General features: G+C 43.1%; 10 protein-coding genes. 6 read left to right on the top strand and 4 right to left on the bottom strand.

Annotated elements, in window-relative coordinates:
• The first annotated feature begins 7 nt into the window (after positions 1-7).
• The 3 genes from LPAF129_RS04715 (at position 8) to LPAF129_RS04705 (ending at position 3,161) form a co-directional block, all read left to right on the top strand.
• Complete coding sequence (locus LPAF129_RS04715; RefSeq protein ID WP_244055011.1) at positions 8-1,048, top strand: ABC transporter ATP-binding protein; 1,041 nt, start codon at positions 8-10, stop codon at positions 1,046-1,048.
• Positions 1,049-1,073: 25 nt separating this feature from the next.
• Positions 1,074-2,051 (top strand): ABC transporter ATP-binding protein, encoded by a 978-nt coding sequence (locus tag LPAF129_RS04710; RefSeq protein WP_244055010.1) that lies wholly within the window; start codon positions 1,074-1,076, stop codon positions 2,049-2,051.
• 117 nt (positions 2,052-2,168) lie between these two features.
• Entirely contained in the window at positions 2,169-3,161 is a 993-nt protein-coding gene (locus LPAF129_RS04705) for a nuclease-related domain-containing protein (RefSeq protein WP_244055009.1), read from the top strand.
• Between the two features lie 274 nt (positions 3,162-3,435).
• Here LPAF129_RS04705 and LPAF129_RS04700 read toward each other — a convergent pair whose 3' ends face one another.
• The 3 genes from LPAF129_RS04700 to LPAF129_RS04690 form a co-directional block, all read right to left on the bottom strand.
• Positions 3,436-4,104: a histidine phosphatase family protein gene (locus LPAF129_RS04700; RefSeq protein WP_244055008.1), complete on the bottom strand. Its 669-nt coding sequence runs from the start codon at positions 4,102-4,104 to the stop codon at positions 3,436-3,438.
• A gap of 27 nt (positions 4,105-4,131) precedes the next feature.
• Positions 4,132-4,800, bottom strand: coding sequence for a histidine phosphatase family protein (locus LPAF129_RS04695; RefSeq protein WP_244055007.1), 669 nt, complete (start codon positions 4,798-4,800; stop codon positions 4,132-4,134).
• Positions 4,801-4,865: 65 nt separating this feature from the next.
• Positions 4,866-6,734 carry a cation:proton antiporter family protein gene (locus tag LPAF129_RS04690; protein ID WP_244055006.1) on the bottom strand — a complete coding sequence of 623 codons (1,869 nt, stop codon included), beginning with the start codon at positions 6,732-6,734 and terminating at the stop codon, positions 4,866-4,868.
• Between the two features lie 169 nt (positions 6,735-6,903).
• Between LPAF129_RS04690 and helD the strand changes: the two genes are divergently transcribed.
• Positions 6,904-9,204: an RNA polymerase recycling motor HelD gene (gene helD, locus LPAF129_RS04685; protein ID WP_244055005.1), complete on the top strand. Its 2,301-nt coding sequence runs from the start codon at positions 6,904-6,906 to the stop codon at positions 9,202-9,204.
• A gap of 404 nt (positions 9,205-9,608) precedes the next feature.
• Here the strand turns inward: helD and LPAF129_RS04680 are convergent, their stop codons facing one another.
• On the bottom strand, positions 9,609-10,181 hold the full coding sequence (locus tag LPAF129_RS04680) for a GDSL-type esterase/lipase family protein (protein ID WP_244055004.1): 573 nt from the start codon (positions 10,179-10,181) through the stop codon (positions 9,609-9,611).
• A 535-nt stretch (positions 10,182-10,716) separates the two neighbouring features.
• On the opposite strand from LPAF129_RS04680, the gene coaA reads away from it, so the two are divergent.
• Complete coding sequence (gene coaA, locus LPAF129_RS04675; protein WP_244055003.1) at positions 10,717-11,640, top strand: type I pantothenate kinase; 924 nt, start codon at positions 10,717-10,719, stop codon at positions 11,638-11,640.
• Between the two features lie 106 nt (positions 11,641-11,746).
• On the top strand, positions 11,747-13,300 hold the full coding sequence (guaA, locus tag LPAF129_RS04670; RefSeq protein ID WP_309296498.1) for a glutamine-hydrolyzing GMP synthase: 1,554 nt from the start codon (positions 11,747-11,749) through the stop codon (positions 13,298-13,300).
• Positions 13,301-13,762 lie beyond the last annotated feature (462 nt).

Below are 13,762 nucleotides of genomic sequence, written 5' to 3'. Positions count from 1 at the left end.
CGTATTTATGGGTGAAAGAATCTTAGATGTAAAAAATCTCCAGATCGATTTCCATACCTACGCAGGTGAAGTCAAAGCTATCCGGAATGTTAGTTTTCATTTGGATAAAGGTGAAACACTTGCTATCGTGGGTGAATCTGGTTCTGGTAAATCAGTTACGACTAAAAGTTTAATGGGACTTTTGGCCAACAACGCTAAAATTGTTGGCGGATCGATCATGTACCATGGTGAAGATATTTTAAAGAAGTCTGAAAAACAGATGCAGAATATTCGTGGTAAAGATATCGCGATGATCTTCCAGGATCCGATGACTTCGCTTGATCCAACCATGAAAATCGGCCGACAAATCGCTGAACCATTAATGAAACATAAAAATGTTGAAAAGAAAAAAGCATTAGCACAAGCATTGGAAATTCTCAAATTAGTTGGAATCGACCATGCTGAAAAACGAATCAATGAATATCCTCATCAATTTTCTGGTGGACAACGCCAACGGATCGTAATTGCGATTGCTCTGGTTTGCTACCCAGAAATCTTGATTGCTGACGAACCAACTACAGCTTTGGATGTGACGATTCAGGCTCAGATTTTAGATTTGATGAAGGAATTGCAACAAAAGATTGAAACTTCAATCATCTTCATCACTCATGATTTGGGTGTGGTTGCCGGAATGGCTGACCGGGTTGCCGTCATGTATGCTGGACAAATTATTGAATATGGTTCTGTGGATGAAATTTTCTATAATCCACAACATCCATATACATGGGGCTTGTTAAACTCAATGCCTACTTTGAGCAGTACTGACTTGGAAGCAATTCCTGGGACACCACCAGATTTATTGGACCCACCGAAGGGTGATCCATTTGCTGCTAGAAATCCCTATGCAATGAAAATCGATGCAGAAGAGAAGCCACCATTTTTCAAGGTTTCCGATACACATTTTGCATCAACCTGGCTGCTTCATCCAGACGCACCAAAAATTACCCCACCAGACGAAATCGTCCGGCGCCAGGCAATTTTTGCAAAGATGCAAGCCAATGCCAATTAATTAGACCAAGGAAGGAAGAAACCACATGCCAGAAAATCGAAAAAAAGTTCTCGAAGTTAAGCATTTAAAGCAATACTTCGGCGTGGGCAAACCTGGGATGGTCAAGGCAGTCGATGACATTTCTTTTGACATTTATGAAGGAGAAGTGTTTGGACTTGTTGGTGAGTCTGGATCAGGAAAAACAACCGCCGGACGGAGTATCATTCACTTGTACAATCCAACAGATGGTCAGATCATCTTTAATGGGAAGGATGTCAGTTCTTTTAAGAGTAAAAAGGATAAGCTTGAATTTACCCGGAATATGCAAATGATTTTCCAGGATCCGCAGGCTTCATTGAATCCCCGGATGACTGTTGAAGATATCATTGCTGAAGGAATCGATGTCCATCATTTGGCAAAAGACAAGGCTGATCGTCGCCAAAAGGTCGAAGATTTGCTAGAAACAGTTGGTCTGAACCGTGACCACGCCAGTCGTTATCCGCATGAATTTTCAGGTGGACAGCGTCAACGGATTGGGATTGCCCGTGCTTTAGCAGTGGAACCATCTTTTATTATTGCTGACGAACCAATCTCCGCGCTGGACGTTTCGATCCAGGCGCAGGTCGTTAACTTGATGAAGGAATTGCAAGAACAAAAAGGTTTGACATACTTGTTCATTGCGCATGATTTGTCGATGGTCAAATATATTTCAGACCGGATCGGTGTTTTGCATTTTGGCCGTTTGCTAGAAGTAGGTCCTGCGGATGATGTTTACTTAAAACCGCTTCATGACTACACGAAGAGTTTGATCTCGGCTGTGCCGGAACCAGATCCAGAGTTTGAAAGAACTCGCAAACGTGTACCATACGATGCATCAATCGAACAGGATAAGGAAGGTCAACCACGTAAATTACGTGAAATTACTCCAGGTCATTTTGTTCGTTGTTCTGAAGAAGAAGTTTCCTTCTATCAGGAACGTGCAGCTAGTTATGAAAAGAAAGCACCTGAAGTACCCAACGTTTAGTTGAGTGCTTAAAAGCAACTATCTATTGCAGGTAGTTGCTTTTTTTTACGTTTTTAAAGTCAAAAATCCGAAAAATTGCGTATCTATTAATTAGAGAACCAGGAAAGGAAGCTGACAATGCGTAAGAAATCACCAGAGTTGCAGTATTTGGAAACTTTGCAGACTAGAACGGAATTGTCATATCAGGAGAAACAACAGCTAGAATCAGACCGAAAGGGATTTAGTGGCGAGCTGACCATTGATCGTTTGACTAGGGAAATTGTGCCTGAGCGGACACTAATGTTAGATGATTTGAATTTACTAGCTGATGGTCAGAGGGTCCAACTTGACAAATTAATTCAAATTGGCAATAAGCTTTATCTCATTGATATGAAAGACTACCACGGGCAATATTCGTTTCGTGGCCGCACTTGGTATCACAATGGCAAACCGCTGACGCACAGTATTTTTAGTCAAATTGAACGGGCGCATGACATTTTGGCGCGAATTTTTGCCGAACATCATCTGACCATCGCAATCGTTAAAGTCATCGTCTTCACGGATCCAAGCGCCGTGATCGAAATTGAGGATCAGTCGGGAATTATCGTCAAATATTTGTGGGAGTACTGCGAATGGCTGCAAAAGCTTTGCCCTGCAGTGCAAGGAACTAGTCTGCGCCAGACTCGGATCCCGTGGCAAAAAGTTCTTCAAAAGTATTTCGTTGCGCCGTATCGACCAGAAACAGATTTTGCACTGGATTCGCGGCAACTGTGGCAGGGTATCATCTGCCCGCGGTGCAACAACTTTTGGTGGCAGCAGGAGCATTATGCGCTGCAGTGCAAAACTTGTGATTACCGTGAGGCGAAGGAGACGGCTTATATCCGCACGATTTGTGACTATGGGGTTTTGTATTTCCGACATAATTTGCAGGTGAGCCAGTTGATGGAGTTTTTTGGGGAAGGGTATAGCAAGCAATATTTAAGAAAAAGACTGGCGAAGTATTTTGTCCCAATGGATTTAAAATCGTTGCAATACTCCTATCAAAATCGTGGCGAAAAATTCGAATATTGGTTTGCTAGCGAGCAGCAGCATTTCAATCATTTAAAACGACGAATCAATTGGAAAAAGTAGGACCATGAATGAAGATAGCCGGTCCTGTTTTGGGAAAGTAGGACCATGAAAGGAGATAGCCGGTCCTGTTTTGGGAAAGTAGGACCATGAATGAGGATAGCCGGTCCTGTTTTGAGAAAGTAGGACCATGAATGAAGATAGCTGCCCAAACTTAGTCAAAGTATTGTCAACAATTGACGTATAGCTGTCTAAAATTCTCCACCTCCCATCTCCTCACAAAAAAACAAGGTACCGCCCATTCAACGGACCAGTACCTTGTTTTAATCTGATTAAGTTAATATTTGAAGTTATCGTCGACCTGGTTGAAGTAGGCAACTTGAATCTGATCACCATCCACCACGAGTTTCGTGATTGAGCCGTTTTTTGGCCCGACTGTAGCATCAAGTTGGTCGTCAAAACGGCTGGCAATGCTGCGAATCGTGGTCCCGTGGCTCACGACTAAAATGTTGTCGTTGTCGGCAGCAACTTTCTTCAAATAGTCAAAGCCACTATCAACTCGTTTCCAGTACTCAGCCGCATCTTCGGCCTGGTGGAAGGGGTCCGCCTGTTTCGTAAAGTCTTTTGTGTCGTCCATTGAATACTTCGCAACCATTTCGTGAAATGACCGGCAACCATGGGCAGCACCGACCATTAACCAAGCTTGGTCAGAGTCACTCCCTTCGAAGTAGCCGTAACTTTGCTCACGAAAGGCTGGTAGTTCGGTCGGTTCCGGTAGTTCTGGTGAGGAGACGTTTTCTTGTAAAAGGAAATGGCACGTTTTTTCCGCTCTAGTCGTGTCACTGTGATAAGCATGGGCGAAGTTAATGTGACTTAAGTGCTGGCCCGCCATATGACCATCCAACATTCCTTGTGGTGTGAGTGGCGAGTCGCACCAGCCTTGCATCCGATTGTAGCGGTTCAGAATTGTTTGTCCGTGTCTGACGAGATAAATATTAAATGACATAATCTCTACTCCTTACTTGTCAATTTCTTAGTAATCAAAGGCTTCGTCTGTTTTGTTGTAGTAATCGACCGTAAAATTGTGGCCGTCGACGGTCAGCTTAGTGACTGAACCATTCGCTGGGTCAGGAAAGTTTGGCAGTGTATCATCAAACAACTTGGCAATGCTTCTGATTGTCATTGCGTGGCTGACTACTAAGACGTCTTTGCCATCCGGAATTTTTTCTCTAAGATAGTCGAAGCCAATTTTGACTCTGCTCCAGAACTCAGCATCACTTTCTGCATCGCCAAATGGATCTGCTTCATGGATAAAGTCACGCGTTTCCACTAGAGAATAGTTATCGACAACTTCCTTAAACGAATGGCAATTGTGTTTGGCACCAATCACACGCCAAGCTTGGTTACCATCAGCACCTTCAAAGTAGCCAAAGCTTTGTTCACGGAAGTTCCGCAGTTCTTTGGGCTTAAGATCTGCGGGCGTTGCGTTATTAGCTGCCAAAATGGCTTCGCAAGTTCGTTTGGTCCGCATTGTGTCGCTGTGGAAGACGTAGTCAAAGTGCTTGTTTGCCAAACGTTTGCCCGCTAACCGTGCGTCGTTTTTACCTTTGTCAGTCAGCGGTGAATCACACCACCCCTGCATCCGGTTGTACAAGTTTAAATAGGTTTGACCATGACGTACTAAATATACTGAAAAAGACATAATAAGTTTTCCTCCTTCTACAGTGTCGCTACTCTAAGTATACAACAGCCCCCATCAAATGAAAGTTATTCGATTTGGTTTCTGTTATTTAAAATTTCTCGTAACTTGGCCACAACTTCTCGGTTACCAGATAATAATAGGTGGTCTCCTAACTGGAGGCTAGTATGGCCATGCGGTGGCAGGAATTTGCCGTGCCGGACGATGCGGCTGATCACCACATTTTGAATTTCTGGCAAGTCAGCCAAGTCGATGCCGTCAAAGCGGGCGTTGGTTAATTGTAATTCGAAAATTTCTGCGTCTGTGGATGTTAATAAACGTAAGACTTCAGGCGATTGGATCGCTGCCCGTAAAACTCCGACACCAGTGGTAAAGGTCGAGAAAGATTCGATCTGTTTCTGGTCTAGCTCGGCTTTCATCGCGGCAGCCTGGTCAGGGTCTGCTTCATCCAAACGCAAGACGACGCGCGGAACGCCATATTCCTTGGCAGCCAAAGCTAGTTCGTAGTTATCTGAGGCCAGCCGGTGAGCCAAAACTAGGATATTGGTGTCAAACACCCCATCAGCAATCAGTTTGTCGGCATCCATCGTTGTCAATAACGAGATGTCCGTCACTCCCTTATAGGCATGGTAGCGACCGATGTTGTCCGTGTAAATTTTGATGTCGTACCAGTCTTGTGGGAGTCCCTTCAAGGCGTTGACTGCGACCAAACTAGCGCCGATCACATGGACGTCAGTTTTTGCTGTTGGTTCATATTCTGGGTGGTACCAGTGTTTAAATAAGATTGGATTTAACAAACAAGTTAAGATCCCGGCGATGATAAAGGCACCACTTTGTGAGGCAGTCATTGCCCCAATATTTTGTGCGACGGTCGTTGCCGCTAAAATTAGGGTAATCGTAGTTTCCGACAACATTGTTGCTGCCCAAGCATTACTTTTGCCAAATAATTTTCTGAAGCCAAAGTAAGCGGGGAGTTTTGCCAGTAGAAAAGCCACTAACAAGAGTGGAATCAACAGTAAGGTTGTTTTGGAACTCAACAAGGCTGGCAAATCTAGATTGGCACCCGTTAAGATAAAGTAAAATGGAATCAAAAAACCGTAGCCTAAAGCGTCGAGTTTTTGCTGGGTACTTTCTGCCGGTTCCAACAATTTGATCACGATACCGGCCAAAAAAGCGCCCAGAATATTTTCTGCCCCGACTGTTTCTGCCAGAACTACTAAGACGATAATCACCAAAAATGCGAGCCGCATATCTAGTTGGGTCGTGGATTTGGTATACTCCTGAAAATTAGCGAAAAAGTTGCGGAAATGATACAACAGCCATAAAGCTGCTAGGAAGACGAGTGAAATTAGCCAGAGTGCTCCGCCATTCCCGCTCTTGAGTGAACTGTAAATTGTTAATGCTAGTAACGGGATCACTTCTCCGAGAACCGCAAAAAGTAAAATCGTTTGACCATACTTTTTGCCAAGTAAGTCATTCTCTTTTAAAATCCCGATCACGATCCCTAAAGCGACCGTCCCTAACAAAATGGCTGCGAGATAAAAGTCAGCAAACAAGCCGGTTACACGTAAGAGTAGAGCTAAGACAACCGCACAGATCACGGTCAGACCATAGGCTAGACTTGCAGCAGACACAGGCGAACTTTGCTCCTGCTGCTTAGTTGCTTTTTTAGCCGCAAGGGCAGTGGAAGTATCAGTTTTTTTAAAGAGGGTAAAGTCGATTTCCATCCCACTTAAAAACAGCAGCAAGACAACTCCTAAAGTTGACATCGTCGTTAGGACATCAGTGGTGTGGATCACGTTCAAGAAACTTTTTCCTAAGATGATCCCGACTAGGATCTCAGCGATGGAGCTGGGGAGAAAGGAAACTTTGAAACGTGCTAATAGCATGGGTGTGACATAAGCCGCCAACGCGACGACTACAAGTGAAAAGTTCATAGGCAAAAACTCCTTAATATTTTGCAATTAATCTTGTGTTCAGTATACAAGCATGACGTGGTGGGTGGCAACTCTGAACTTTGGTTAAAGTAAGGGGCTTTGATTGTGGTGCTTGTAAAATAATGGTAAAATATTTACTTAGATTTTAACTAAAACGGAGGCATTAGGCATGAGTTTAACGATTAAAGAAAAAGAACAACAGCGGATGGATGCCGTTGTGACTAAGATTCGACACGCTGAGGCAAAAAGCCAGGCCAATATCGATAGTGCCAGCCACGACCAACAAGTAATTATGCAGGACTTTAAAAATAATGTTCGAATCAAAACCGGTTCATATTCCGGAATGATGGAAACGGCTTTGACCGTGCGACAACAACAAACAATGTTACAAGAACGCGAAAATAATTGGCGCCGGGCGACTCAGCAACTGGATGTCTTACAGAAACTGGAAAAGACCCCGTATTTTGCGCGCATCGACTTTCAAGAAAATGGTGAAAGTAAGCCGGAGAGTGTTTATATTGGCCTGAGTTCTTTTACGGATACGCCGGACCACTTTTTGATCTATGACTGGCGGGCACCAATTTCTAGTATTTATTACGAAGGCGGCCTGGGAGAAGTTTCTTATGAGACCCCTGATGGGAAACAAACAGCTGAGTTATCCTTAAAAAGACAGTTCATGGTGGAAGATGGGCAGATCCTCACTGTCTTTGATACCGATGAAACAGTTGGTGATCAGATGTTGTTGGAAGTCTTGGATGAAGCTTCTGACACTAAGATGCGCAGCATCGTTTCAACCATTCAAAAGGAACAAAATAAAATCATCCGAGATACAAAATCGGACTTATTATTTGTTCAGGGGGCGGCGGGCTCAGGAAAAACTTCAGCCGTCTTACAGCGGGTCGCTTACCTCTTGTATCGTTATCGGGGCAACTTGACTGCGAGCCAGGTCATTTTATTTTCACCGAACCAGCTATTTAACGACTATATTAATGAAGTTTTGCCAGAACTGGGTGAACAAAATATGGTCCAGATGACCTTTTACCAGTATGCTCAGCGGCGGGTCCCACGTTTGGCCGTAGAAACTTTGCGGGAACGATTTGAAGAAAGTAATCAGAAGGTTGCACGCCTTGCCAAAAGTTTGAAAGACAGCTTGAGCTTTTTTAAGGCAACCAACGCTTATGCTGACTTCTTGAATCAAAATGGGATGCATTTTAAAAATATTATGTTCCAGGGCAAGCCTTTCTTTAGCAAAGACCAGATCAAGGAAATTTATTATAGCTTCAATAGTAACTATAATCTCCGCAATCGTTTGTCAGCGACGCACGAATCTTTGTTGAAAAAACTCAGTCAACGAGTTAACCGCGAAGCTCGAACAGAGCGGGTGCAAAAGGCAGTCCAAGATTTAAGTCGGGAAGATTTGAGTGCTTTGTATGGGGACCACCCACGTAATTTTGAAAACGGCGACCAGGAAATGACTTTCTTGACTCGGGCGTATGTTACGCATGAATTCCAAGCTATCAAACGAGCAATTACTCGGAATCGTTTCATCAATATCAACGGGCAATACGTCCATTTTCTCCGGCACTTGCCAGATTTATTGGACGTGACCACTTTTGGTTTGACGGTCGACGAGTGGCAAGAAAATGTTAAACAGACTGTCCAAGCTATTAAGCAGGGCAAGATTTCCCTCACAGATGTCACGGCCTACCTGTACTTGTTTGATAAAATCATCGGGAAACGTGGAGACCTCGAGATGCGGCAAGTCTTTATTGATGAGATCCAGGATTATTCAGCTTATCAATTAGCCTTGTTGAAAGAAGAATTTCCGCGGGCTAAATTTACGATGCTGGGTGACTTGAACCAGTCGATCTTTACGCAAGAAAACAGTCATTCGCTGTTGAATGAGTTAAGTACGATGTTTGATCCAGAAAAGACTCAGGTCGTCCAGTTGACGAAATCGTACCGTTCAACCCAGCAAATCACGGACTTTAGTAAGGATATCTTACACGATGGTGAGGAAGTCGAGGCCTTTAACCGGGCCGGTGATTTGCCGGAAATCATCGTGGATCAAGATGTTGACCGTTTGGTAACCGACGTAATCGCGCAATTACAAAAAAACACGGCAGAGCACTTAACGACAGCGATTATTACGAAGAGTTTGCAGGAAACTGAAGAACTCACGGCTAATTTGCAGGCTCAGAGCCAACAAGTCACGGCGATTAAAACTGAAAATCAGCGTTTAGTCCCAGGTACGATCGTAGTTCCTGCATATCTTGCCAAAGGTTTGGAGTTTGACGCGATTATTGTCTGGAACGCCAATGAGAAAAACTACCACCGTGAGGATGAACGTCAGTTAGTGTACACGATTTGTTCACGGGCGATGCATCGGCTGGACCTGTTTGCGGTTGGCAAACTAACGCCATTGATCGCCAACGTTCCAACTGATAAGTATCATTTAATTACTCGCTAGTTACTAAGACACATATAGGCACCAGGAGTCCACGCGGATTTCTGGTGCCTGTTTTTTATGATTTGATACTTGCGATGGAGATGGCCAGTCGTACTTTGGCAAACTAGAACCGGCAATTGTGATAGGTGGTCGTACTTTGGCAAACTAGAACCGGCAATTGTGATAGGTGGTCGTACTTTGGCAAACTAGAACCGGCAATTGTGGTAGATGGTCGTACTTTGACAAAAAAGGACCAGCAATGGAGAAGGCTTCCCCCTGTTTCATCAAAAGGAGTGGAGCAATTTGATGGCGAGATAAAAATAGGACTGTCACGAACTCCCAGCTTTTTCAGGTTAGGGTGCGACAGTCCTACTTGATAAATTGTTAGTTTGCCCCTTGTGCCAGAGGGGTATCATAGAATAGAGTTACTTTTCTGTAGTGTTTAGTGCTTGACGTAAAAGTGGCGCCAATTTTTCTAGCAATAAATCATAAGCACGTGGTGCATAGTGCAAATCATCACTTTGCAATAATTCAGCCGGATCATGTTGGCTTGCGGTGGCAAACCAGTTGACGACGGGTAAGTCATGTTTAGTAGCCACATCTAAAACGACTTGGGCATATTGTTTCAAAGTGGCTAAAGGACGGTGTTCGATTCGGGTAGGTCCAACGATTCCGGGAGTGATCAGTACACATTTATCGGCGCCGATTTGGGTGAGCATGTTTTCCAAATTAGCTTGAAATTTAGTGGCAGTCATTTGTGGGACTTGAACATCATTGGTTCCAAAGAAAATGACGACGACATCGGGGTCATTTTGGACAACATCACTTTGGATGCGGGCTAAACCACCAATCGTATCGTCACCTAAAACACCGCGGTTGAGGATGTCAACGGGCAGGTCCCCTAAAGCTTGACGAACTTTGTTGGAAAAAGTAGGAGTGGGGTAGCCATGGGTAGCCCCAGCGGTGATACTATCACCGAATAAAATAAGTTTACGCATAAAAATCTCTTTTCTATTTTAAATACAGAGTGGAGCGAGGCGGTTAATAGATGAGCATTAACAGACTTTTCCACTATAATGCGTTTTTCAGCATTGTAGCGGGGAAGTTAGTTAAGCGGAATCTCTTGCCTCGCGTAGCTCGACTACAATCACAGAGCGCAGCAACCCGAGAGGACTCGAGTACTATCGGGACCTAGGACTAATGCGCCTTAGGCATTGGTCCTAAGTTTGGATAGACGGAAAGTCCTGGTTTGAGTAGCTCGACTACAATCACAGAGCAAAGCAAACTGGTTAGCTTCTGGACAGCTAGTCACCAATCATTCCAGTAATTTTCTGAGCACTTCACTAACTGATTGCACACAACTTTTCGCTTGCAGTTTCTATCTTACCATAAGTGACTGGCAGTAATTAAGCGAATGAATTGATTTCTGATTAGGAAACGCTTACTCTTTGCCGGCAAAAGCCACATTCAAGTCGAATAATGTGCTATAATTCTTGCGAATAGTAAAAACGAATGTGGAAGGCGCTAGTACTAATGGAAAACAGATTAAATTATTACCAGATCCCACGTGAAGAATGGCGCGGGTTCTACCGTGATCAATATGTTCCTTTAACCAGCCAAGAATTAATGAAAATCAAGTCTTTAAATGATGTCATTTCAATTCAAGATGTAGAAGATATTTATATGCCACTGGTTCATTTGTTAGGCATGCGAATGAAATCGCATGATCAAAATCAAAATCAACTCGCTGATTTTTTAGGCATCAAACACCGCAAAACGCCCTTTATTTTAGGTATCGCAGGTTCGGTTGCCGTCGGGAAGAGTACCGTTGCCCGCTTGTTACGGGACTTGTTGACCGAAATTTTTCCGGATAAGAAAATTCAGCAAATTACAACTGATGGTTTTTTGTATCCTTCTAAAGAATTGAAGAAAAGACATATTTTAAGTCGGAAAGGTTTCCCAGAAAGTTACGATATGCCTGCTTTAGTGAGCTTCATTAATGATGTCAAAAATGGTTTGCCAGCGAAAGCACCAGTTTATTCGCATCAATCATATGACCAGGTGGAAGGCGAATTTGATGTCGTTTATCAGCCTGACGTGTTAATTTTAGAAGGAATCAATGTCTTACAACTCCCTAGCAACCAGCCGATTTTTGTCAGCGACTTTTTTGATTTTTCAATTTACGTCGATGCCAACGAAGATTTAATCAAAAAATGGTACTTTGAACGGTTTGACCTCTTGTTAGCTCGGGCCAAAAATGAACCAGATAACTACTACTATCCCTACGCTCAAGGAGATTGGAACGTTGCCCACAAGATGGCGCATGATTTATGGTATGACGTCAATCATCCTAATCTGCATGATTATATTTTACCCACGCGGAATCGCGCAGATTTGATCTTGAACAAAGGTGAAAATCATCTAGTTGACGAACTTTTGTTGCGGAAGTTTGTTTAATTGGTCTTTTTGTACGGTTTTTGCGGGTAAACCATTGACCGCCAGCCATTTCGCCGGTACAATTGGTAAAGTAATTAAGTGTAAAAATTAAGATGAGGTGAATAACTTGGCGAAAGTTGAGATGCAGGATTTCGACAAAATCATCGTTCTTGATTTCGGTAGTCAGTATAACCAACTGATCACACGACGGATTCGTGAGTTTGGTATTTATTCTGAACTACTGTCACATAAGCTGACAGCGGCCGAAATCAAGGAGATGGCACCTAAAGGAATCATTCTTTCTGGTGGTTCTAACAGTGTCTACGACGAAGGTTCATTTGACGTCGATCCTGAAATCTTCAATCTTGGTATTCCAGTTTTGGGGATCTGTTACGGAATGCAGATCATGGCCCATGAACTGGGTGGTAAGGTTGAAAATGCTAATAACAAAGAATACGGTAAAGCATTGATCCAAGTTACAGACGATCAAGTGCCAACCTTTAAAAACTTGCCAGCAGAACAAACTGTCTGGATGAGTCACGGCGATTTGGTGACTGAAGTCCCAGAAGGTTTTGTTTCAACTGCAACAAGTGCTAACTGTCCAATTTCAGCGATGGCTAACAATTCTAAGAAGTTCTATGGTTTGCAATTCCATCCTGAAGTGCGGAACACAGAATATGGGAATGACATTTTACGTCACTTTGCCATCGATGTCTGTGAAGCACGGACGAACTGGTCAATGAACGACTTTATTGATTTGCAAATTGCTAAAATCCGCGAACAAGTGGGCGACGATCAGGTCTTGCTTGGCTTATCCGGTGGGGTTGATTCTTCCGTTGTCGGTGTCTTGCTGCACAAGGCAATTGGCGACCAGTTGACCTGTATTTTTGTCGATCATGGTTTGCTGCGGAAAAATGAAGCACAACTTGTGATGGACAGTTTAGCCGGCAAATTTGGCTTAAACATCATTAAAGTTGATGCCCAAAAGCGTTTCTTGGATAAACTAGCAGGTGTCAGTGATCCCGAAAAGAAGCGGAAAATCATTGGTAACGAATTTATTCAAGTCTTTAACGACGAAGCAATTAAGTTAAAGGGTGTGAAGTGGTTAGCTCAAGGTACACTGTATACTGATGTGATTGAATCAGGAACAGATACTGCCCAAACGATCAAGTCACATCATAACGTTGGTGGTTTGCCAGAAGACATGGTCTTCAAGTTGATCGAACCATTAAACACCTTATTCAAGGATGAAGTCCGTGACTTGGGTGAAAAACTTGAAATGCCACACGAACTTGTTTGGCGGCAGCCATTCCCAGGCCCAGGTCTTGGAATTCGAGTGATTGGTGAGATCACAGAAGACAAGTTGGAAATCGTGCGTGAAAGTGACGCTATTTTACGTGAAGTTATCGCACAACATGGCTTGGACAAGGAAATTTGGCAGTACTTTACCGTTTTGCCAGGTATCCGTTCCGTTGGTGTAATGGGCGATGGTCGGACGTATGACTATACAGTCGGAATTCGTGCCGTAACTTCGATTGATGGGATGACAGCTGACTTTGCAAAGATTCCATGGGATGTCTTGCAAGAAATCTCTGTGCGAATCGTCAATGAAGTGGATCATGTCAACCGCATAGTGTATGATATTACTTCTAAGCCACCGTCAACAATAGAGTGGGAATAAAAGGTACATGTAAATTTAATCCGGAATATTGATTTAACATCGTTTTCGGTAGATACAAAGGATACGATTGGTTGAAATGTAGTATATTCTCCGCCAAAATCCCTGCCAAGTTTGGGCCGACTGAAGGCTGAGCTGGTGGGGATTTTGTGCTTTTCCGGACAGGGTATTTATTTTTATTAATGAATAGTCTTTTGTATCTTGATATACATCATTTGACTATTAGATTGTGTGACGTTTCAGGAAGAAAAGTAGTACACGAAAAATATAAAATTTAATTTAAGAAATCGAAAATAAATCTTTGCAGTTCCCCCAAATATCTATTTGTTATCAAAACTCGATGATTTTTGCGTTAACGTTTCAAATTACCATGAAGGTTGATAAAACTTGTATAACAAACAAATATGTTTTACCCAAATAAGGAGTATTTTATTATGAACAAAGGACAATCTAATAGACTTACAA

It is taken from the genome of Ligilactobacillus pabuli, from assembly GCF_022836475.1.
GTDB lineage: Bacteria > Bacillota > Bacilli > Lactobacillales > Lactobacillaceae > Ligilactobacillus > Ligilactobacillus pabuli.
The sequence above is the reverse complement of the archived record's forward strand: the minus strand, read 5'-3'. Positions and strand labels throughout refer to the sequence as shown.